18 protein-coding genes are annotated in these 21,078 nt (G+C 57.8%); 13 read left to right on the plus strand and 5 right to left on the minus strand.

The genetic code is table 11. The annotated features are described in order from the left end of the window. The first annotated feature begins 46 nt into the window (after positions 1-46). Together AC3IT6_RS07865 and AC3IT6_RS07870 are read left to right on the plus strand one after the other, a co-directional pair. A complete protein-coding gene (locus tag AC3IT6_RS07865; RefSeq protein ID WP_218475308.1) occupies positions 47-487 on the plus strand; it encodes a GlcG/HbpS family heme-binding protein in 441 nt (146 codons plus the stop codon). A 214-nt stretch (positions 488-701) separates the two neighbouring features. After that, positions 702-1,160 (plus strand): REP-associated tyrosine transposase, encoded by a 459-nt coding sequence (locus AC3IT6_RS07870; RefSeq protein WP_489354811.1) that lies wholly within the window; start codon positions 702-704, stop codon positions 1,158-1,160. A 119-nt stretch (positions 1,161-1,279) separates the two neighbouring features. On the opposite strand, the gene AC3IT6_RS07875 is transcribed toward AC3IT6_RS07870, so the two are convergent. After that, a complete protein-coding gene (locus tag AC3IT6_RS07875; protein WP_015096199.1) occupies positions 1,280-1,888 on the minus strand; it encodes a TetR/AcrR family transcriptional regulator in 609 nt (202 codons plus the stop codon). Positions 1,889-2,022: 134 nt separating this feature from the next. On the opposite strand from AC3IT6_RS07875, the gene AC3IT6_RS07880 reads away from it, so the two are divergent. Both AC3IT6_RS07880 and AC3IT6_RS07885 read left to right on the plus strand, forming a co-directional pair. Further along, positions 2,023-2,937: a DUF808 domain-containing protein gene (locus tag AC3IT6_RS07880; RefSeq protein WP_489354812.1), complete on the plus strand. Its 915-nt coding sequence runs from the start codon at positions 2,023-2,025 to the stop codon at positions 2,935-2,937. Between the two features lie 358 nt (positions 2,938-3,295). Beyond that, on the plus strand, positions 3,296-4,246 hold the full coding sequence (locus AC3IT6_RS07885) for a YncE family protein (protein WP_489354813.1): 951 nt from the start codon (positions 3,296-3,298) through the stop codon (positions 4,244-4,246). 134 nt (positions 4,247-4,380) lie between these two features. Here the strand turns inward: AC3IT6_RS07885 and AC3IT6_RS07890 are convergent, their stop codons facing one another. Then, entirely contained in the window at positions 4,381-5,169 is a 789-nt protein-coding gene (locus tag AC3IT6_RS07890; protein ID WP_489354814.1) for an MlaA family lipoprotein, read from the minus strand. Then, positions 5,162-6,460 carry a serine/threonine protein kinase gene (locus tag AC3IT6_RS07895; RefSeq protein WP_489354815.1) on the minus strand — a complete coding sequence of 433 codons (1,299 nt, stop codon included), beginning with the start codon at positions 6,458-6,460 and terminating at the stop codon, positions 5,162-5,164. Before AC3IT6_RS07895 ends, AC3IT6_RS07890 begins: the two co-directional genes overlap by 8 nt. A 225-nt stretch (positions 6,461-6,685) precedes the next feature. Between AC3IT6_RS07895 and AC3IT6_RS07900 the strand changes: the two genes are divergently transcribed. Next, complete coding sequence (locus tag AC3IT6_RS07900) at positions 6,686-7,054, plus strand: hypothetical protein (protein WP_489354816.1); 369 nt, start codon at positions 6,686-6,688, stop codon at positions 7,052-7,054. Positions 7,055-7,180: 126 nt separating this feature from the next. Here AC3IT6_RS07900 and AC3IT6_RS07905 read toward each other — a convergent pair whose 3' ends face one another. Beyond that, positions 7,181-8,776 carry a glycoside hydrolase family 17 protein gene (locus tag AC3IT6_RS07905; RefSeq protein ID WP_489354817.1) on the minus strand — a complete coding sequence of 532 codons (1,596 nt, stop codon included), beginning with the start codon at positions 8,774-8,776 and terminating at the stop codon, positions 7,181-7,183. A gap of 287 nt (positions 8,777-9,063) precedes the next feature. Here AC3IT6_RS07905 and AC3IT6_RS07910 point away from each other — a divergent pair, with 287 nt between their 5' ends. The 3 genes from AC3IT6_RS07910 (at position 9,064) to AC3IT6_RS07920 (ending at position 12,122) form a co-directional block, all read left to right on the plus strand. Continuing rightward, complete coding sequence (locus tag AC3IT6_RS07910; protein WP_223447950.1) at positions 9,064-9,915, plus strand: glycine betaine ABC transporter substrate-binding protein; 852 nt, start codon at positions 9,064-9,066, stop codon at positions 9,913-9,915. Positions 9,916-10,155: 240 nt separating this feature from the next. Then, positions 10,156-10,467, plus strand: coding sequence for a DUF485 domain-containing protein (locus AC3IT6_RS07915; protein WP_008052644.1), 312 nt, complete (start codon positions 10,156-10,158; stop codon positions 10,465-10,467). Beyond that, positions 10,464-12,122, plus strand: a complete 1,659-nt coding sequence (locus AC3IT6_RS07920) for a cation acetate symporter (RefSeq protein WP_489354818.1) — start codon at positions 10,464-10,466, stop codon at positions 12,120-12,122. Before AC3IT6_RS07915 ends, AC3IT6_RS07920 begins: the two co-directional genes overlap by 4 nt. 977 nt (positions 12,123-13,099) lie before the next feature. On the opposite strand, the gene gltA is transcribed toward AC3IT6_RS07920, so the two are convergent. Then, positions 13,100-14,389: a citrate synthase gene (gltA, locus tag AC3IT6_RS07925; protein ID WP_007977501.1), complete on the minus strand. Its 1,290-nt coding sequence runs from the start codon at positions 14,387-14,389 to the stop codon at positions 13,100-13,102. Positions 14,390-14,753: 364 nt separating this feature from the next. Here gltA and sdhC point away from each other — a divergent pair, with 364 nt between their 5' ends. The 5 genes from sdhC to AC3IT6_RS07950 all read left to right on the plus strand — a co-directional run bounded on the left by sdhC (position 14,754) and on the right by AC3IT6_RS07950 (position 21,067). Continuing rightward, positions 14,754-15,128 (plus strand): succinate dehydrogenase, cytochrome b556 subunit, encoded by a 375-nt coding sequence (gene sdhC, locus AC3IT6_RS07930; protein WP_032829628.1) that lies wholly within the window; start codon positions 14,754-14,756, stop codon positions 15,126-15,128. Then, the gene (gene sdhD / locus AC3IT6_RS07935) at positions 15,122-15,490 is read left to right on the plus strand and encodes a succinate dehydrogenase, hydrophobic membrane anchor protein (protein WP_008049683.1); all 369 of its coding nucleotides are present in this window, start codon (positions 15,122-15,124) and stop codon (positions 15,488-15,490) included. The genes sdhC and sdhD overlap by 7 nt, the downstream gene beginning before the upstream one ends. Before the next feature lie 3 nt (positions 15,491-15,493). Beyond that, positions 15,494-17,266 carry a succinate dehydrogenase flavoprotein subunit gene (sdhA, locus tag AC3IT6_RS07940; protein WP_150724526.1) on the plus strand — a complete coding sequence of 591 codons (1,773 nt, stop codon included), beginning with the start codon at positions 15,494-15,496 and terminating at the stop codon, positions 17,264-17,266. 11 nt (positions 17,267-17,277) lie between these two features. Further along, positions 17,278-17,982 carry a succinate dehydrogenase iron-sulfur subunit gene (locus tag AC3IT6_RS07945; protein WP_150724527.1) on the plus strand — a complete coding sequence of 235 codons (705 nt, stop codon included), beginning with the start codon at positions 17,278-17,280 and terminating at the stop codon, positions 17,980-17,982. A 253-nt stretch (positions 17,983-18,235) separates the two neighbouring features. Further along, entirely contained in the window at positions 18,236-21,067 is a 2,832-nt protein-coding gene (locus AC3IT6_RS07950; protein WP_458370866.1) for a 2-oxoglutarate dehydrogenase E1 component, read from the plus strand. Positions 21,068-21,078 lie beyond the last annotated feature (11 nt).

A 21,078-nucleotide genomic window follows, 5' to 3' on the forward strand; every position in this document is an offset into this window, starting at 1 on the left:
TGCCGCAGCCCACCGACTTTCCGAAAAACAAAATGAGGACGGCACCATGAGCGCTTTAACCTTGAAAGTCGCAGTCAACCTGGTCAACGAGGCCATCAACGCAGGGCGTGCAATCTCTGCGGCACCCTTGACCATTGCGGTACTGGATGCCGGCGGGCATCTGATCACCCTGCAACGCGAAGACGGCGCCAGCCTGCTGCGCCCGCACGTCGCCATCGGCAAAGCCTGGGGCGCCATCGCGCTGGGCAAGGGCTCACGCCTGCTGGCGCTGGACGCCCAGCAACGCCCGGCGTTTATCGCCGCGTTGAACAGCCTGGGGCAGGGCAGCGTCGTGCCGGCACCGGGTGGTGTGCTGGTTCGCGATCAGGACGGGAACGTGCTGGGGGCGGTGGGGATCAGCGGCGATCTGTCGGATGTCGATGAGCAGTGCGCGATCAATGCCATCGAGGCGTTGGGGTTGGTGGCTGATGCTGGGGTGGCGGCTTGATCTTCGCTGACTGAACTACCGCTTTCGCGAGCAAGCCCGCTCCCACATTGGATTTTTTGCGTACACAAATTTTGTGAACGTCAGCGATCAAGTGTGGGAGCGGGCTTGCTCGCGAAGGCAATCTCCCAGACACATCCAGCTAAAGGTCTGCCCCCACAATCGTGTAGTCGCTGAACTAGCCTTTTCATGATTTCAACATGAGAGAGGGCAAGGAATGCCTGAGCTGTCAGCATCACACCGTCTGCGCATCGGCCGCTACGCCGAGCAAAACCGCATTTACCTACTGACTGCCAATACCCTGAAACGAGAACCTGTTTTCAGGGATTACACCCTGGGCAGACTGGTTGTTCACCAATTCAGGCAAGCACAGGATGACGGCTTTGCCGAAACACTGGCGTGGGTGGTCATGCCGGATCATTTCCATTGGCTGATTCAATTGCAAAAGGGATCGCTTGCGCAGCTGATGTGTCAGGCGAAATCCTTGAGTACTCGTGCAATCAATAGGGCAACAGGCAGAACGGGGAGCCTCTGGCAACAGAGTTTTCATGACCGTGCGCTGAGAAAAGAAGAGGATTTGGTAAAGCTGGCTCGATACGTTGTGGCTAACCCATTGCGGGGAGGGCTGGTCGAGAAGCTTGGTGACTATCCGTTGTGGGACGCGATCTGGCTTTGATCAATGGATCGAGTTGCCCCATTCGCGAGCAAGCCCGCTCCCACATTTGACCGAGTTTCGCCAGGAGGATAGAGATTAAATGTGGGAGCGGGCTTGCTCGCGAATGGTCTTGATACGGTCTACCGCTCAGGCTCACACCCCTTCAACACCAACCGGATAATCGTCTGCGCCGCCGCTTCATAATCTTCTTCATCCAGCCTGGCCTTGCCGGTGATGGCGGTGATCTGCCAGTCGAAGTCGGCGTAGGTCTGGGTTGCGGCCCAGATGCTGAACATCAGGTGGTTGGGGTCGATGGGGGCGATTTGCCCGCGGTCGATCCAGGTCTGGATGCACTCGATGTTGTGTTTGGCCTGACCATTGAGCTGTTCGACCAGATCGCTGCTCAGGTGGGGGGCGCCGTGCATGATTTCGCTGGCGAACACTTTGGAAGCGAAAGGCAGGTCGCGGGAGATGCGGATCTTCGAGCGAATGTAGCCGCTGAGCACTTCACCGGGCTCGCCGTCCGGATTGAACGGAGTCGAGGCCTGCAGGATGGGCTCGATGATGCTTTCCAGAACCTCGCGGTAGAGGTTTTCCTTGGATTTGAAGTAGTAGTAGACGTTGGGCTTGGGCAATCCCGCCTTGGCTGCGATGTCGCTGGTTTTGGTCGCAGCGAAGCCTTTGTCGGCGAATTCCTCACTGGCGGCACGCAGGATCAGTTGTTTGTTGCGCTCGCGGATAGTGCTCATAAACCGGGTGATTCCTTGCCTGTTCTGGCGGTTGCGCATGGTATCACCGGCCTCGCGCGGCGCTCAAGAATGCACCGTAGGCTCTTGTGTCGCGCTATGCTGCTGCGCATTCATTGCAGAAGGAAACCCGATTCATGGCAGGAAGCAGTTTGCTGGTGCTGATCGACGACATCGCGACCGTGCTGGACGACGTGTCTTTGATGACCCAAATGGCCGCCAAGAAAACAGCCGGCGTACTCGGTGACGACCTGGCACTCAATGCCCAGCAAGTCAGCGGCGTGCGTGCCGAACGGGAAATCCCGGTGGTCTGGGCGGTCGCCAAGGGTTCGTTCATCAATAAACTGATCCTGGTGCCGTCGGCGCTGGCGATCAGTGCATTCATTCCGTGGCTGGTCACGCCGTTGTTGATGGTGGGCGGGGCCTATCTGTGCTTTGAGGGATTTGAAAAACTCGCCCACAAGTTCCTGCACAGCAAGGCTGAGGACCACGCTGAACATGCCGAACTGGTCGAGGCGGTGGCGGACCCGGCGGTGGACCTGGTTGCATACGAGAAGGACAAGATCAAGGGCGCGATCCGTACCGACTTCATTCTTTCTGCAGAAATCATCGCTATCACCCTTGGCGTCGTGGCCGATTCGGCGCTGACCCAACAAGTCATGGTGCTCTCGGGTATCGCCATTGTCATGACCGTCGGCGTCTACGGGCTGGTGGCCGGCATCGTCAAACTTGATGATTTGGGTCTGTGGCTGACCCAGAAGCCTGGGCAGATGGCCAAAAGCATCGGCAGCGGAATTTTGCGCGCGGCTCCCTACATGATGAAAAGCCTGTCGGTGATTGGCACGGCGGCGATGTTCTTGGTTGGCGGCGGCATCCTTACCCATGGCGTGCCGGTGGTGCATCACTGGATCGAAAGCGTCAGCGCAGGGGCGGGCGGTGCAGGGTTTATCGTGCCTGTGCTGCTCAATGGCATCGCGGGGATTGTGGCGGGTGCGGTGGTGCTGGTGGGTGTTATGGCCGTCAGCAAAATCTGGAAAGCGCTGAAAGACTGACCCAGCACATAGCAAAATGTAGGAGTGAGCCTGCTCGCGATTACGTCGTGTCAGTCAACATCAAAGTTGACGGGTATTGCACTATCGCGAGCAGACTCACTCCTGCAAGTGTTTTGTATTAGCCGAAATTACTCGGCAATCTGCAGTTTGCGCACCTCGGTGTAAACGTATCGCACCTTCTCGTCCTCGAACGACAAGATTATCTTTTTTGACGAAAGACAGCTTGTACGGCCGCTTAGAGCGTCTGAGACCATTCGTCTGAACTGTGATTTATGACAGTAGATTATTCGACCTGAAAATCTTTTGATTAGTGGCAGCGCAAGCATCTCGTAAGCGCGATCTGCAGGCGGAAAAATTTATGGACAGTGAAAGTGCATATGGTCGTTTTCAAGGAGATATTGTTATTACTCCTCCTGGTCCTGGTGCCGGTCGCGGCATGGGTGTATCGATCAGTCCAGATGGCACACGTGCTTTAGTTTGTGTGCCTAATCAAGGCTCGTTGAGGGCTTTCGATACTCACACGGGACATGCCGTTGCAACTGTGAAGCACGAAAGTGACTTGCAACAGCCTGTTAGAAGTGTTTTTAGTAACGATGGTGGGCGAGGATTTTATATTCATAATAATAAAACTGGCATATCAGTATATAGAACCTCTGATTGGAAGCTTGAAAGGACTGTCGAGTTGGGGGGCGGCTTGCGTAGACTGGCACTTTGTCAGGAAAAATTTAATCTCTATATTGCTCAAGAAGGAGGTTTGTTGGTAGTTGATTCAGTTAATTTGGGCTTGAAAAACACTATTCCTATCGCGAAAGTAATAGATGATTTGGTCGTGAGCCCCGATGGCGAGAATATCTACGTACTTGCGGGTGATCGGCTTTTTATTGTCAAGGTATCGAATTGGGAAGTGAGATCTATCCCCATTAATGGGGGTGATCCAGGGTATGGCTGCATATCACTCAGCGTGGATGGCCGTCGAGCATATATTGTTGGGAATCATCAAGGGGGCACTATGCATGTGCTCGATGTTGATGAAGAGGTTGTTAGTGCTTCGATTAATGTTGGGATGGGTGGCGGGCGAGATTGTAAGTTACATCCATCGGGAAGATACTTTTATTATCTTTCTGAGTATGAATCGAAGGTGTGTGTGGTTGATGTCTTGAATACCCCTATAATGGTTCGGAGTGTTTCGGTGGGGGGTAATCCGGTTGGGCTTGATATTACCCCGAATGGTGCCAGGGTTTATATTTGCATCGGGTTTTCTATTCGCGTGCTCGCGATAGTGGATGGAGTGCCAACTTCTGTTGCTTAAGTAAATTTTTTTTAGTGGGACGTGGATGCAATGTGCTTATCGTTCTTGGTTTGCGAACCTATGATTTTATGGAGGCACTAAATAAAAAGGCCATTCGATCCGCATCGAATGGCCTTTTTTGTTTTCGATCGAAATTACTCGGCAATCTGCAGTTTGCGCGCCTCTGTGTAAACGTAACGCACTTTGTCGTACTCGAACGGCGAGTTCGTCTGGCCATAGCGGAAGGAGGTCTGGTAGCGCTTGTCGATGCCGCGCAGGATCAACACTTCCGGATGGTTGGAGCTGACTTCAGCCACGTTGAGGAAGTTGATCGCACTCTCGGCCGAGTAATCCACCAGCAGGCCGCCGGTATCACGCAGGTTCGACGGACCGAGGATCGGCAGGACTAAATAAGCGCCGCCCGGCACGCCGTAGAAGCCCAGGGTCTGGCCGAAGTCTTCGCTCTGGCGCGGCAGGCCCATGGCGGTGGCCGGGTCCCACAGGCCGGCGATGCCGATGGTGGTGTTGAGCAGCAGTCGCCCGGTGGTTTCCAGCGAGCGCTGGCCCTTGAGTTGCAGCAGGCTGTTCATCAGGTTCGGCACGTCGCCGAGGTTGTTGAAGAAGTTGCTGACGCCGGTGCGCAGGAAGCTCGGGGTGACGTAGCGGTAACCATTGACCACCGGCAGGAACACCCATTGATCGAAGCGGTAGTTGAAGTGATAGACGCGCCGGTTCCACTCTTCCAGCGGATCGTAGACGGTCAGCGCGCTGAGGGTTGAACGCTCGAACTCACGCTGGTCCAGACCCGGGTTGAATTTGAGTTTGCTCAGCGGTTCCTTGAAACCATCACTGTCGACGACCACGGGGGCGTTGGCTTTGCTGTTGTCGGCATTGGCGACGCCTGCACAGAGTAACGCTGCGAAAAGCAGGAGGTATTTAGCCACGGAAGAACTCCAGCATGGCGTCGCTGTTGACGCGGTAGTTAATGTTGCCGCAGTGGCCGCCGTACGGGTAAACGGTCAGGCGATCACCGAAGGTCCTGCGCAGGAAGCCCAGGTCGCCAGGGCCGAGGATCACGTCATCGGCGTTGTGCATCACAGCGATTTTCGGGCTTTCGTGCAGATAGTCCTTCAGCGCATACAGGCTCACCTGGTCAATCAGTTGCAACAGGCTGCCGCCGTCGGTGCGGGCGCGCCACATCGGGATCACTTGTTCGGTGATGTAGCAGTCGAAGTCGCATTGCAGCGCACGCTTGAGGAATGGCGTGAGGCTGGTGCCCTCGGTGATCGGGAACTTGGGTGGGGTGATCAGGCCGCGACGGTTGACCAGGTCCGAAGTGAAGGCAATGTCGGCCGCCGAAAAGCGGAACGAGGTGCCGATCAGCATGGCCATCTGTTCGTTGGTCAGGTGCTGTTTGGACTGCTGGAAGTCGTAGAGCAGGGCGTCATTGAGGTCGATGTAGCCCTTCTGCTGGAAGTAGCGGGTCAGCTTGTCCAGTACCAGTTCATAGAACGTGGTGCTGGTGTTGATGCCCTTGACCTCGGTCTGGACCAGCTTGTCGAGGTTGGTGATCGAGGTGTAGAGGTTGACCGGCGGGTTGAGCAGCAGGACTTTCTTGAAGTTGAAGCTGCGGCGGGTTTCGTCCAGGTGCGAGACGAAAGCGGCATCCAGTGCCCCCAGGCTGTACCCGGTCAGGTAGTAATCGGTAACCGGCATTTTCGGGTTCTGTGCCCGTACGGCCTGCATCACCCGGTACAGATCTTCGGCGTCTTCCTTGGAAACACCCGGTGTGGCGAAGCGTGATGCGGCGCTCATGAAGTCATAGCTGGTGGGCGATGACAACTGCACCACGTGGTAGCCGGCTTTGTAATAGAGCTTCTTCAGGTATTCGTTCAGGGTGCTGTCATAGCGCGCGCCGGTGCCGGCGATCAGGAACATCAGCGGTGCGGCGTGATCCTGCGTGGCAATGCGGTAGTCGAGTTTCTTGACCGCCCAGAAATTGTCCGGCAGCTCGAACGCCCGTTCCGGACGCAAGGTGACGCTGCGCACTTCCTGATCGATATCGTCGTCCAGGGGTAACTCCGGACGCAGGTCCGGCGGCGTGGTCGCGATGGTCGCCTCGAACGGGTTGGTCAGGGGGTAGCCGTAACTGGCGGCGTCAATGTCGACCGCCAGTGCGGACGCACTCAATATAAGGCCGCCAAACAGGGCAGCGAAGCGCAAGGAACGGAGCATGACTAAATCCCTTAGAAGAAGGTGCCGAATGAATTTCGCAGGCTATGACCACCGGATTTGCGCCAAAGTGCCAACCCTCGGCACCAAGCAGGCCTAATTTCGAAGTAATAGTAGCTGGACGATACACTTTGCAGCGATTGAATGACCAGTTAACAGTTGTTATCGCTTGCGAAACCCTTGAGGGCGATTAAGCTGGCCGCCGCTTTTCGCCAATTGGAGTGTTTCATGTCTCGCCGCCTGCCCGTGATTCTGCTGCTTGTTTTGTTGCCTGTATGGCTGGCCGCCAGTTATGGCGCGCGCTATGGGTTCATGGAGGATGCGCAGTGGGTCGGCATTTGCGTGGATGAGGCCAATCGTTGGGAATGCCTGGTGCGTTCGAACCTGGGGCTGATGATTCACTTCGGGGTGCTGGGCTGGGCTGCGCTGGGCGCGGCGATCATCGGCTTTGTCGTGCCGGGGCGGGCAGGCTGGTGGCTGGCGGTGCTGGCGCTGGTGTTCGGCTTTCCGGCGCTGGCGTTGTACAACACGACGCTGGCGGTGTTTGCGGTAGTGATTGCGGGGTTGCGGTTGGTCAGGGCTTCTCGCGGCGTTTAAAAGTCCGTCTTCGCGAGCAAGCCCGCTCCCACATTTGATCTTTGTCACACACAAATTTTGTGTTCACTGAAGGTCTACTGTGGGAGCGGGCTTGCCCGCGAAGAGGCCGGTTGAGTCGCTAAAGAATCAAGCCTTGCGAACCCGCAAGCAGCGCCACAACGCAGCCACCATCAACACACTCACCAGCGCCCAGCCCCAGGCCTGCTGATTCTGCAAACCTTCACGAAACAGCTGCGGTGCAATGCCGGCACCGATGATGAAGGTCAGCAACGCAATCTCGCGGCGCGGCACGTTCACCGGGCGGCACAGATACACCAGCGCAGGCACGATGAACGCGACACTCGGGAAGCTGCGATAACGCGGATCGAGTACCAGTTCCAGCATCATCACGGCTGCCGCGAAACCTGCCGTTGCAACCAGCCAGCCAGCACGGCGCTCGAGCCAGTTGAAAGCCCGCCCGCGCCATCCGCCACGAGGGCTCAATGTCAGCGCAGCATGGGCCAGCACCAGCAGATTCAGGGCGGTCAGCAATCCGACCCACAACCACTCACTGGTAAAACGCGTGGTCACCCGCGCCAGGTCGCCCCAGGCGCCAATCGAACACGCAGCCAAGGCACCGAGCAGGGGCAGCACCAGTGCCGAACGCGTCGTGCGGACCCGGCCACCGAGCAGCAATGTACCGATGAAGATCAGGCCACCCACCGCCAGCCACTGCGACCAGTACGGAACGTTTGTCACTGGCCCTGCCAGCACGCCCTTATCCTGGCGATCGGCATCGAACAGCCCCCAGTAACCACCGACCGCACCTTCACTGGCGCGTTTCCAGGGCTGGTCGAAGGCTTCGATCAGGTTGTAATGCCAACCCTGTTGCTCGGCCATGGCGACAAAGCCGCGAATGAATCTGGCTTCGTTGACCCGGCTCGGCAGGGCCGTTTCGCGCTGGCGACCTTCGCTTGGCCAGCCGGTTTCGCCGATCAGCACATCCTTGGGCGCGAACTTGTTGCCGAACACCTGGCGTACTTCGGCCACATGCTGCAGGGCGGCGTCGATGTTCGACGGATCATCTTCCCAGTACGGCAGCAAGTGGATGGTCAGGAAGTCCACGGCGGGGGCGATTTGCGGATGCTTGAGCCAGAACTCCCAGACGTCGGCGTAGGTGACAGGCTGTTTGACCTGGCTCTTGACCTTGTTGATCAGCTTCACCAGCTGCGCGCCAGTGACTTCCTTGCGCAGCAGGGTTTCGTTGCCGACGATCACCGCGCTCACCACATCCGGGTTGGCGTTGGCCGAGGCGATCAGCAGGTCGACTTCTTTCTCGGTGTCCACCGGGTTGCTGTTGACCCAGGCGCCGATCATCAATTTCAAGCCATGCTTGCGCGCTAGATCCGGCAGGGCTTCCAGGCCGGTCATGGAATAGGTGCGGATGCATTCGAAGCTTTTGGACAGCAGTGCGAGGTCGGCATCCATGCGCTCGGGGCGCAAGTTGAATGGCACGTCAAACGGCGATTGATCCTTGTCGAACGGGGTGTAGGAGGCACATTGCAGCTTATGCGTGGCGCTGGCCACGTCCGGCAAAATCACCGGTTTGCCGAGGCCGTACCAGAAGCCGCCAAGGGCAAACAGCCCGAGCAGGCAAGCGAATAGATAAGCAGCAAAAGGGAAGCGGGAGGTCGCGGACATGGTCAGGCCGTGTGGGAACAAAGCGGCGCATGTTACCTGCATTTGCCGCGTGCCTGGTGGCCTGCATGATTTTGACATGCAAAGTTCGGGCGGTTTGGCGGGGGTGTTTGTAGCGCTGAGGATTAATGGCTTTCTGATGTCGTTTCTCGATGCCTTGAGGTCGCTGGCAGAGCAGGTCGCCATGAGCGTCAGGTTGATTATCGCAAGTGTCAGTACTCCGCTGATGTTCGAACGAGTTTGCGGTGGGCGTGATGGGGGCGCTGTGCACCATAACAATACGTTTAAGCGACTCGGCATCCGTCGAGCGCAGCACTTTCGGGGAAGTAACGATGAAGATGCGACGACTCTTGGGCGCAGGTGCGGCTTTGGTGCTGGCGATCAGTTCGACCGTGGCGAGCGCCGCGGGCAAGGACGTGACGCTTGGTTATGTCGATGGCTGGTCGGACAGTGTCGCCACGACCAACGTGGCGGCTGAAGTGATCAGGCAGAAACTCGGTTATGACGTGAAGCTGCAAGCCGTCGCTACCGGGATCATGTGGCAGGGCGTGGCCACCGGCAAACTCGACGCCATGCTGTCGGCCTGGCTGCCGGTGACCCACGGTGAGTACTGGACGAAGAACAAGGATCAGGTCGTCGACTACGGCCCGAACTTCAAGGACGCGAAAATCGGCCTGATCGTGCCGGAGTACGTCAAGGCCAAGTCCATTGACGACCTCAAGACCGATGACACCTTCAAGAACCGCATCGTCGGCATCGACGCCGGTTCAGGCGTGATGCTCAAGACCGATCAGGCGATCAAGGACTACGACCTGACCGGTTATCAACTCAAGGCCAGTTCCGGCGCCGGCATGATTGCCGAGCTGACCCGTGCCGAGAAGAAAAACGAATCCATTGCGGTCACCGGCTGGGTACCGCACTGGATGTTCGCCAAGTGGAAACTGCGCTTCCTCGAAGACCCGAAAGGCGTGTATGGCGCGGCTGAGACCGTGAACAGCATCGGCAGCAAGGGCCTGGAGGCCAAGGCGCCGGAAGTGGCCAAGTTCCTGAAGAACTTCCAGTGGGAATCCAAGGATGAAATCGGCCAGGTGATGCTGGCGATTCAGGATGGTGCCAAGCCTGAAGCCGCGGCGAAGGATTGGATCGCCAAGCACCCAGAGCGTGTGGCTGCCTGGACTAAATAACAGGCACCTCGCTTTAAATTGTGGGAGCGGGCTTGCTCGCGAAAGCGGTGTAACAGTCAACAATAATGTTGAATGTTATGGCCCCTTCGCGAGCAAGCCCGCTCCCACACTTGTTTATGGCGTACTGGAATTTGGCGAAAACACCATGGGGTTCTAAGACTAAGGTCGTCTGGAACCTGCCCCGCAGCCGCATAGAGTGGATACCGTTCCAACTCAATCTGTGCTGCGAGGATAAAAACAATGAACGACAGCATTTACCTCTCGATTCAAAACAGCCCGCGCTTCAAGGAGCTGGTTAGCAAGAGGGAACGATTCGCCTGGATTCTTTCGGCGATCATGCTAGGGCTTTACTCCGGATTCATCCTTCTGATTGCCTATGGACCGCAGGTGCTGGGGGCGAAAATCAGCCCTGAGTCCTCGATTACCTGGGGCATACCGATCGGTGTCGGGCTGATTGTCTCGGCCTTCATCCTGACCGGTATCTACGTACGACGCGCCAACGGCGAGTTCGACGACCTGAACAATGCGATTCTCAAGGAGGCTCAGCAATGATCCGCCGTCTAATGGCTCTTTTGAGCATCGCAGCTTTCGCACCTGGCGCCTGGGCGGCTGACGCCCTGACCGGTGCCGTGCAGAAGCAACCGCTTAACGTGTCCGCGATCGTGATGTTTGTCGCCTTCGTCGGTGCCACCCTGTGCATCACCTACTGGGCTTCCAAGCGTAATAATTCGGCGGCCGACTACTACGCCGCTGGCGGCAAGATCACCGGTTTCCAGAACGGTCTGGCGATTGCCGGTGACTACATGTCGGCAGCGTCCTTCCTGGGTATTTCCGCGCTGGTGTTCACCTCCGGCTACGACGGCCTGATCTATTCGATCGGCTTCCTGGTGGGCTGGCCGATCATTCTGTTCCTGATCGCCGAGCGCCTGCGTAACCTGGGCAAATACACCTTTGCCGACGTGGCGTCCTATCGCCTTGGGCAAACCCAGATCCGCTCGCTGTCCGCTTGCGGTTCGCTGGTGGTGGTGGCGTTCTACCTGATCGCGCAAATGGTCGGTGCCGGCAAGCTGATCCAGCTGCTGTTCGGTCTCGATTACCACATTGCGGTGATCCTGGTCGGTATCCTGATGTGCCTGTACGTGTTGTTCGGCGGCATGCTGGCGACCACTTGGGTGCAGATCATCAAGGCTGTGCTGCTGCTGTCCGGTGCTTCCTTCATGGCACTGATGGTGATGAAGCACGTCAACTTCGACTTCAACATGCTGTTCTCCGAGGCGATCAAGGTTCACCCGAAAGCTGAAGCGATCATGAGCCCGGGCGGCCTGGTGAAAGATCCTATCTCGGCGTTCTCCCTCGGTCTGGCGTTGATGTTCGGTACCGCTGGCCTGCCGCACATCCTGATGCGCTTCTTCACCGTGAGTGACGCAAAGGAAGCTCGCAAGAGCGTGTTGTACGCAACCGGCTTCATTGGCTACTTCTATATCCTGACCTTCATCATCGGCTTCGGCGCGATCCTGCTGGTCAGCACCAACCCGGCTTTCAAAGACGCTGCTGGCGCCTTGCTGGGCGGTAACAACATGGCGGCGGTGCACCTGGCCAACGCGGTGGGTGGCAGCATTTTCCTGGGCTTTATCTCGGCAGTAGCGTTCGCGACCATTCTGGCAGTGGTTGCCGGTCTGACCCTGGCCGGTGCTTCGGCGGTGTCCCACGACCTGTATGCCAGCGTGATCAAGAAGGGCAAGGCCAACGAGAAGGACGAGATTCGCGTTTCGAAAATCACCACCATTGCCTTGGCGGTACTGGCGATTGCGCTGGGTATCCTGTTCGAAAGCCAGAACATCGCGTTCATGGTCGGCCTGGCATTCTCCATCGCGGCGAGCTGCAACTTCCCGGTGCTGCTGCTTTCCATGTACTGGAAAAAGCTGACCACTCGCGGTGCGATGATCGGCGGCTGGATGGGCCTGATCAGTGCCGTGGGCCTGATGGTGCTTGGTCCGACCATCTGGGTGCAGATCCTGCATCACGAGAAGGCCATCTTCCCGTATGAGTATCCGGCGCTGTTCTCGATGATGATTGCCTTTGTCGGGATCTGGTTCTTCTCGGTTACTGACAAGTCGACTGCGGCTGACAATGAGCGGGCGCTGTTCTTCCCGCAGTTTGTTCGTTCGCAGACGGGTCTTGGGGCGAGTGGGGCGGTATCGCACTAAGGCTTTATATATAAGTTGCACTAACACTCAATGCCCCGGTCGAGAGATCGGGGCATTTTTGTTGGGCGATAACCGACCGGAATCTGGCGGATGTACCCGGTCCACTGTGGGAGCGGGCTTGCTCGCGAAGGCGGCCTGACAGCTGACCTGTCTTTTGTTGACTGTGTACATATCCATTTCTGCGGTAACGGCGACTTATGGTTTCGCCCTTACGGCGAGTCACTTTTTTTACAAGCGCCTAAAAAAAGTAACCCAAAAAACGCTCGCCCCGAACGTACGGCCCCTCGCTAAGGCTCGGGGTTCCTTCGCTCCGGCATTCATCCGGGGGCATCGCCTCCGGTCGGCTTCGCGCGACCTCCTCTCGATGTGTTCGGCTTTGCCGAACGGCACTGCGCGCCTACCCCCGGATGAACGCCTCCACTCAGCCTGCCGAGGGGGCGGGTGGATCAAGATCAAGAGCTGCAGGCGAGCTAACGCTCGGCCTGATGAGTGGTGAAGAGCGAAGGTGTACAGCGCTCTGTCTCTGCTCTTCTGTGGGAGCGAGCTTGCTCGCGATGGCGGCCTGCCAGTCAACATCGATGTCGGATGTACTGGCCTCATCGCGAGCAAGCTCGCTCCCACAGGTTTGGTGCTGTTCGAATAATTTGTGTTCGATGCAAATACTGTGGGAGCGAGCCTGCCAGCCGACCGAAATCTCGCAGATCCAAGCCAGCAAACAGGCCGGCCGGTAGGCCGCCTCGGGCCCACGGAGCAGGACCGGAGCGAGGGCATGCCGAGCCACAGCGAGGCACCGAGCGTCAGGGGCAAGAGCCCTTGGTTACTTGGGGCTTTTCCAAGTAACCCGCTGTAAGAGCGGAACCAAAAGCGGCCGTTACCGCAGCAACGGATATGTACACAATTAAAAAAGGCAAACAAAAACGGCCTCTATATAAGAGGCCGTTCCTGGTACAACTCAACACCCTACAGCAAGACAGCCCTTACTTGCGGTCTTCCAGCTTGGTGATGTCACGCGACTCGTAGCCGGTGTACAGCTGGCGCGGGCGGCCGATCTTGTACGGGCTGGAGAGCATTTCCTTCCAGTGGGAGATCCAGCCGACGGTCCGCGCCAGGGCGAAGATCACGGTGAACATGCTGGTTGGAATGCCGATCGCCTTGAGGATGATCCCCGAGTAGAAGTCGACGTTCGGGTACAGCGAGCGCTCGATGAAGTACGGGTCGGTCAGGGCGATCTCTTCCAGGCGCATGGCCAGTTCGAGTTGCGGATCGTTCTGAATGCCCAGTTCCTTCAATACTTCGTCGCAGGTCTGCTTCATTACCGTGGCGCGCGGGTCGCGGTTTTTGTAAACGCGGTGACCGAAGCCCATCAGTTTGAACGGATCGTTCTTGTCCTTGGCCTTGGCGATGAACTTGTCGATGTTCGAGACATCGCCGATTTCATCGAGCATGGTCAGTACCGCTTCGTTTGCACCGCCGTGGGCAGGGCCCCACAGTGCAGCGATGCCGGCGGCGATACAGGCGAACGGGTTGGCACCCGAAGAGCCGGCCAGGCGTACGGTGGAGGTCGAAGCGTTCTGCTCGTGGTCGGCATGGAGGATGAAGATCCGGTCCATGGCCTTGGCGAGTACCGGGCTGATCGGTTTGATCTCGCACGGGGTGTTGAACATCATGTGCAGGAAGTTTTCCGCGTACGACAGGTCGTTGCGCGGGTACATCATGGGTTGGCCCATGGAGTACTTGTAAACCATCGCGGCCAGGGTCGGCATCTTGGCAACCAGGCGGATCGCGGAGATTTCGCGATGCTGCGGGTTATTGATGTCCAGGGAGTCGTGGTAGAACGCCGAGAGGGCGCCGACTACGCCGCACATGACGGCCATCGGGTGGGCGTCGCGACGGAAGCCGTTGAAGAAGGTCTTCAGCTGCTCGTGAACCATGGTGTGGTTTTTCACGGTGCTGACGAACTGGGCCTTCTGTTCTGCGGTCGGCAGTTCGCCGTTGAGCAGCAGATAGCAGGTTTCCAGATAGTCCGACTTTTCAGCCAGCTGTTCGATCGGGTAGCCGCGGTGCAGCAGGATGCCGTTGTCGCCGTCGATATAGGTGATCTTCGACTCGCACGAGGCGGTCGACATGAAGCCTGGGTCAAAGGTGAAACGGCCCGTGGCCGTCAGGCCCCGAACATCGATAACATCGGGACCAACGGTGCCGGTTAAAATGGGCAGCTCGACGGGGGCTGCGCCCTCGATGATCAACTGCGCTTTTTTGTCAGCCATGTGGCCTCCTATTTATGCTTGAAATCATCAGACAGACCCCCCACGCAGGGCCCGCACCACTATAGTGAGATAAATTCGAATGTCAATTTGCCTAAAGTCTTGCTCCAGAAGGCTTTAACCGGACTTTTTTCTCGAAATTGGCTGCCATTTACGCCTTTTATGTCAGTTGCGCAATCAGCTGTTCGGGTTAGGTGTTTGCGTTGTCATTAGTAGCCTAACTGTCTATACTCGGCCACCGACCGCCAAGGGCTTTTGGGCTTGCTTTCATTGGGGGTCGCATCCCTGGGTGGTGGTTACCTGACCAGTGCACTCCCCAACAACTTTGCCCTGATTGTTAGGGGCTCTTCAGTGTGAAAAAAAAGCCGTGAAAAGCCAACGACCTGTAAACCTAGACCTAAGGACCATCAAACTCCCAGTCACTGCTTACACGTCCATCCTTCACCGAATCTCCGGTGTCATCCTCTTCGTGTGCCTTGCCATCATGCTTTACGCATTGGACAAGTCGCTGAGTTCCGAGGAAGGCTTCGGTCAGGTGAAAGCGTGTCTGACCAGTCCGCTAGCCAAGCTAGTGACATGGGGCATCCTGTCCGCTCTGCTGTATCACCTGGTAGCCGGTGTGCGCCATTTGATCATGGACATGGGCATCGGTGAGACGCTGGAAGGCGGCAAGCTGGGCTCGAAAATCGTTATCGCCGTTTCCGTGGTGGTAATCGTTCTGGCAGGAGTTTGGATATGGTAACTAACGTCACGAACCTGTCGCGTTCGGGCCTCTATGACTGGATGGCGCAACGTGTGTCTGCGGTCGTTCTCGCGGCTTACTTCATCTTCCTGATCGGATACATCGTGGCCAACCCTGGCCTCGAGTACGCCCAGTGGCATGAACTGTTCGCCCACAACGGAATGCGTATCTTCAGCCTCCTGGCCCTCGTTGCCCTCGGCGCTCACGCCTGGGTCGGCATGTGGACCATCGCGACCGACTACCTGACGCCAATGGCGTTCGGCAAGTCCGCGACGGCTATACGTTTCCTTTTCCAGGCAGTATGCGGCGTTGCGATGTTCGCTTACTTCGTCTGGGGCGTGCAGATTCTCTGGGGTATCTGAGTCATGGCTAACATTCCAACGATTTCTTTCGACGCCATCATTATTGGTGGTGGCGGTGCCGGCATGCGCGCAGCGCTGCAACTGGCACAGGGCGGTCACAAGACTGCTGTGATCACCAAGGTTTTCCCGACCCGTTCGCATACTGTATCCGCCCAGGGCGGCATCACCTGCGCAATCGCGTCCGCTGACCCGAACGATGACTGGCGCTGGCACATGTACGATACCGTCAAGGGTTCCGACTACATCGGTGACCAGGACGCTATCGAATACATGTGTCAGGAAGGCCCGGCTGCCGTTTACGAGCTGGACCACATGGGTATGCCGTTCTCGCGTACCGAGCAAGGTCGTATCTACCAGCGTCCATTCGGCGGTCAGTCCAAGGACTACGGTAAAGGCGGCCAGGCTGCGCGTACTTGCGCTGCGTCCGACCGTACCGGTCACGCTCTGCTGCACACCCTTTATCAGGGCAACCTGAAAGCCGGTACCGTGTTCCTGAACGAGTACTACGCTGTCGATCTGGTGAAGAACGGCGAAGGCGAGTTCGTCGGCGTGATCGCCATCTGCATCGAAACCGGCGAAACCACCTACATCCGTGCCAAGGCCACCGTACTGGCTACCGGCGGTGCAGGTCGTATCTACGCTTCGACCACCAACGCCCTGATCAACACCGGTGACGGCGTTGGCATGGCGCTGCGTGCTGGCGTTCCGGTACAAGACATTGAAATGTGGCAGTTCCACCCGACCGGTATCGCCGGCGCTGGTGTACTGGTTACAGAAGGTTGCCGTGGTGAAGGTGGATACCTGATCAACAAGCACGGCGAGCGTTTCATGGAGCGTTATGCTCCGAACGCCAAAGACCTTGCCGGTCGTGACGTTGTTGCCCGCTCGATGGTTAAAGAGATCATCGCCGGCAACGGTTGCGGTCCGAATGGCGACCACGTAATGCTCAAACTCGACCACCTGGGCGAGGAAGTGCTGCACAGCCGTCTGCCAGGCATCTGCGAACTGTCGAAGACTTTTGCGCACGTTGACCCGGTTGTTGCTCCGGTTCCGGTTGTTCCGACCTGCCACTATATGATGGGCGGCGTTGCCACCAACATTCACGGCCAGGCGATCACCCAGAACGGCGAAGGCGTCGACGAAATCATCCCTGGCCTGTTCGCAGTGGGTGAAGTGGCTTGCGTATCGGTTCACGGTGCCAACCGTCTGGGCGGCAACTCGCTGCTCGACCTGGTGGTATTCGGCCGCGCTGCCGGCCTGCACCTGGAAAAGGCGCTGACCGACGGTATCGAATACGACGACGCCACCGACGCCGACATCCAGGCTGCCCTGGCGCGTCTGTCCGCCCTGAACGAGCGTACCGAAGGCGAAGACGTGGCTACCCTGCGTCGCGAGCTGCAAAACTGCATGCAGAACTACTTCGGTGTATTCCGTACCGGCGAATACATGCAGAAGGGTATTGCCCAGCTGGCTGACCTGCGCAAACGCATCGCCAACGTGAAGATCAACGATAAGTCGCAGGCGTTCAACACTGCACGTATCGAAGCGCTGGAACTGCAGAACCTGCTGGAAGTGGCCGAAGCCACCGCCATCGCTGCCGAAGTACGTAAAGAGTCCCGTGGTGCTCACGCCCGTGAAGACTTTGAAGATCGCGACGATGAAAACTGGCTGTGCCACACCCTGTACTTCCCGGGTGACAAGCGCGTGACCAAGCGTGCCGTGAACTTCTCGCCGAAGACTGTTCCGACTTTTGAACCTAAGATTCGGACTTATTAAGGGTGGCCGCCATGTTGCAAGTCAGCGTTTATCGTTACAACCCTGATCAGGACGCCGCGCCGTTCATGCAGGAATTCCAGGTCGATACCGGTGGTAAAGACCTGATGGTGCTGGACGTGCTGGCCCTGATCAAAGAGCAGGACGAGGGTTTCTCCTATCGTCGCTCTTGCCGTGAAGGTGTTTGCGGTTCCGACGGCATGAACATCAACGGCAAAAACGGCCTGGCCTGCGTCACGCCGCTGTCTGCTGTCGTAAAAGGTAACAAGTTGATCGTTCGTCCTCTGCCAGGTTTGCCGGTTATCCGTGACCTGGTCGTCGATATGAGCATCTTCTACAAGCAATACGAAAAGGTTAAGCCATACCTGCAGAACGACACGCCGGCTCCGGCCATCGAGCGCCTGCAGTCCCCTGAAGAACGTGAAAAGCTCGACGGTCTGTACGAGTGCATCCTGTGCGCTTGCTGCTCGACTTCCTGCCCGTCCTTCTGGTGGAACCCGGACAAGTTCCTGGGGCCAGCTGCCCTGCTGCAAGCGTACCGCTTCCTGGCAGACAGCCGCGACACCAAGACGGCCGAGCGTCTGGCTGCGCTGGATGACCCGTTCAGCGTATTCCGCTGCCGGAGCATCATGAACTGCGTCAGCGTATGTCCGAAAGGCCTGAACCCGACTAAGGCCATCGGTCACATCCGTAACATGTTGCTCTCGAGCGGCGTGTGATTCAGCTGCTGTACCCGCTGTACCCGTAGATGCTACGGCGCAGGCTTCAACCGGCGCCGTAGTTTTAACCTGAGCAGCAGCTTAAAAGGCTGCGGCTCTTATTTTGAAGAAATGAGACAAGCAGGGGCATCCGGGCTGGTACCCGGACTATCAGTGTGATCCTAGTGGCTTGTTTTGGTCGCTGCATTCGGACTTCTGCAAGTTTGCTCGGTGTCGACACCGATGGTGTTCCCCTAACCGAGGGTGACCAAGCATGCAAGAAAGCGTGATGCAGCGCATGTGGAACAGTGCCTACCTATCCGGTAGTAACGCTGCCTATGTGGAAGAGCTTTACGAGCTCTACCTGCACGACCCTAACGCTGTGCCAGAAGAGTGGCGCACCTACTTCCAGAAGTTGCCTGCTGACGGCAACTCTGCCACCGATGTTTCGCACTCCACAATTCGCGATCATTTCGTCTTGCTGGCAAAGAACCAGCGCCGCGCCCAACCGGTTTCCGCCGGCAGCGTGAGCAGTGAGCACGAGAAGAAGCAAGTTGAAGTGCTGCGATTGATCCAGGCCTACCGTATGCGTGGCCACCAGGCAGCCCAGCTTGACCCGCTGGGACTGTGGCAGCGTCCTGCACCTGCAGACCTGTCGATCAATCATTACGGCTTGACCAATGCCGATCTTGATACGACCTTCCGTGCCGGCGACCTGTTCATCGGCAAAGAGGAAGCGAGCCTACGCGAAATTCACGAAGCGTTGCAGCAGACATATTGCCGCACCATCGGCGCTGAGTTCACGCACATCACCGATTCCGAGCAGCGCCAGTGGTTCCAGCAGCGTCTGGAAAGCGTGCGCGGTCGTCCGACGTACTCCGCCGACATCAAGAGCCACCTGCTCGAGCGCGTGACCGCCGGCGAAGGCCTGGAAAAATACCTGGGCACCAAATACCCGGGTACCAAGCGTTTCGGTCTGGAAGGCGGCGAAAGCCTGATTCCGATGCTCGACGAGCTGATCCAGCGTTCCGGTTCCTACGGCACCAAGGAAATCGTCATCGGCATGGCCCACCGTGGCCGTCTGAACGTGCTGGTCAACACCTTCGGCAAGAACCCGCGCGAGCTGTTCGACGAGTTCGAAGGCAAGAAGAAGGTCGAGCTGGGTTCCGGTGACGTCAAATACCACCAGGGCTTCTCGTCCAACGTGATGACCACCGGCGGTGAAGTTCACCTGGCCATGGCGTTCAACCCGTCCCACCTGGAAATCGTTTCCCCGGTGGTCGAGGGTTCGGTTCGCGCCCGTCAGGATCGTCGTAACGACCCGACCGGTGAGAAGGTTCTGCCGATCTCCATCCACGGTGACGCTGCATTCGCAGGTCAGGGCGTGGTCATGGAAACCTTCCAGATGTCGCAGACCCGCGGTTTCAAGACCGGCGGTACCGTGCACATCGTGATCAACAACCAGGTCGGTTTCACCATCAGCAACCCGCTGGACTCGCGTTCCACCGAGTACGCGACCGACGTTGCGAAAATGATCCAGGCGCCGATCCTCCATGTGAATGGTGATGATCCGGAAGCCGTATTGTTCGTGACCCAGCTGGCCATCGACTACCGCATGCAGTTCAAGCGTGACGTGGTGATCGACCTGGTCTGCTACCGTCGTCGCGGCCACAACGAGGCCGACGAGCCAAGCGGCACCCAGCCGATCATGTATCAGCAGATCACCAAGCAGCGCACCACCCGTGAGCTGTATGCCGATCGTCTGACCCAGGGCGGTGTGCTGGACGCAGAGCGTGTTCAGGCGAAAGTCGACGAATACCGCAACGCGCTGGACAACGGTCTGCATGTGGTGAAGAGCCTGGTCAAAGAGCCGAACAAAGAGTTGTTCGTGGATTGGCGTCCGTATCTGGGCCACGCCTGGACCGCACGTCACGACACTCGCTTCGATCTGAAGACCCTGCAGGAACTGTCCGCCAAGCTGCTGGAAATTCCGGAAGGCTTCGTGGTTCAGCGCCAGGTCGCGAAAATCTACGAAGACCGTCAGAAGATGCAAGCCGGCGGCCTGCCGATCAACTGGGGTTACGCCGAAACCATGGCGTACGCGACCCTGGCGTTCGAAGGTCACCCGATCCGCATGACCGGCCAGGACATCGGCCGCGGTACGTTCTCGCACCGTCATGCTGTCTTGCACAACCAGAAAGACGCGGGCACCTACATCCCGTTGCAGAACCTGTACAACGGCCAGCCACGTTTCGACCTGTACGATTCGTTCCTGTCCGAAGAAGCCGTACTGGCGTTCGAATACGGTTACTCGACCACCACGCCTGATGCGCTGGTGATCTGGGAAGCCCAGTTCGGCGACTTCGCCAACGGTGCCCAGGTGGTTATCGACCAGTTCATCACCAGTGGCGAGCACAAGTGGGGCCGTCTGTGCGGTCTGACCATGCTGCTGCCGCATGGTTATGAGGGTCAGGGGCCGGAGCACTCCTCGGCTCGTCTGGAGCGTTACCTGCAGCTGTGCGCCGAGCACAACATTCAGGTGTGCATGCCGACGACGCCGGCTCAGATCTACCACTTGCTGCGCCGTCAGGTCATTCGTCCGCTGCGCAAACCACTGGTAGTCCTGACTCCGAAGTCGCTGCTGCGCCACAAGCTGGCCATCTCGACGCTGGAAGATCTGGCCGAAGGTTCGTTCCAGACCGTTATCCCGGAAATCGATGCCCAAGACCCGAAAAAGGTCGAGCGCATTGTTCTGTGTAGCGGCAAGGTCTACTACGACCTGCTGGAAAAACGCCGTGCCGAAGGTCGTGACGACATCGCCGTCGTGCGTATCGAGCAGCTGTACCCATTCCCTGAGGACGACTTGAATGAAGTCCTGGCTCCTTACACCAACCTCAAACATATCGTTTGGTGTCAGGAAGAGCCGATGAACCAGGGTGCCTGGTACTGCAGCCAACACCACTTGCGTCGCAGCGTCGGCAACCTCAACAAGTCTCTCGTACTCGAGTACGCGGGCCGTGAGGCTTCTGCTGCACCTGCATGCGGTTACGCATCGATGCACGCCGAGCAGCAGGAACAACTGCTGCAAGACGCCTTTACTGTTTAACGCCTTCGCGC

The sequence above is a fragment of the Pseudomonas sp. KH_017 genome (assembly GCF_057840285.1).

Bases quoted from the DNA above. Each gene is read 5' to 3' on its own strand.
- AC3IT6_RS07865 (WP_218475308.1), top strand. From the start codon at position 47: ATGAGCGCTTTAACCTTGAAAGTCGCAGTCAACCTGGTCAACGAGGCC.
- AC3IT6_RS07870 (WP_489354811.1), top strand. From the start codon at position 702: ATGCCTGAGCTGTCAGCATCACACCGTCTGCGCATCGGCCGCTACGCC.
- AC3IT6_RS07875 (WP_015096199.1), bottom strand. From the start codon at position 1,888: ATGAGCACTATCCGCGAGCGCAACAAACAACTGATCCTGCGTGCCGCC.
- AC3IT6_RS07880 (WP_489354812.1), top strand. From the start codon at position 2,023: ATGGCAGGAAGCAGTTTGCTGGTGCTGATCGACGACATCGCGACCGTG.
- AC3IT6_RS07885 (WP_489354813.1), top strand. From the start codon at position 3,296: ATGGACAGTGAAAGTGCATATGGTCGTTTTCAAGGAGATATTGTTATT.
- AC3IT6_RS07895 (WP_489354815.1), bottom strand. From the start codon at position 6,460: ATGCTCCGTTCCTTGCGCTTCGCTGCCCTGTTTGGCGGCCTTATATTG.
- AC3IT6_RS07900 (WP_489354816.1), top strand. From the start codon at position 6,686: ATGTCTCGCCGCCTGCCCGTGATTCTGCTGCTTGTTTTGTTGCCTGTA.
- AC3IT6_RS07905 (WP_489354817.1), bottom strand. From the start codon at position 8,776: ATGCAGGTAACATGCGCCGCTTTGTTCCCACACGGCCTGACCATGTCC.
- AC3IT6_RS07910 (WP_223447950.1), top strand. From the start codon at position 9,064: ATGAAGATGCGACGACTCTTGGGCGCAGGTGCGGCTTTGGTGCTGGCG.
- AC3IT6_RS07915 (WP_008052644.1), top strand. From the start codon at position 10,156: ATGAACGACAGCATTTACCTCTCGATTCAAAACAGCCCGCGCTTCAAG.
- AC3IT6_RS07920 (WP_489354818.1), top strand. From the start codon at position 10,464: ATGATCCGCCGTCTAATGGCTCTTTTGAGCATCGCAGCTTTCGCACCT.
- gltA (WP_007977501.1), bottom strand. From the start codon at position 14,389: ATGGCTGACAAAAAAGCGCAGTTGATCATCGAGGGCGCAGCCCCCGTC.
- sdhD (WP_008049683.1), top strand. From the start codon at position 15,122: ATGGTAACTAACGTCACGAACCTGTCGCGTTCGGGCCTCTATGACTGG.
- sdhA (WP_150724526.1), top strand. From the start codon at position 15,494: ATGGCTAACATTCCAACGATTTCTTTCGACGCCATCATTATTGGTGGT.
- AC3IT6_RS07945 (WP_150724527.1), top strand. From the start codon at position 17,278: ATGTTGCAAGTCAGCGTTTATCGTTACAACCCTGATCAGGACGCCGCG.
- AC3IT6_RS07950 (WP_458370866.1), top strand. From the start codon at position 18,236: ATGCAAGAAAGCGTGATGCAGCGCATGTGGAACAGTGCCTACCTATCC.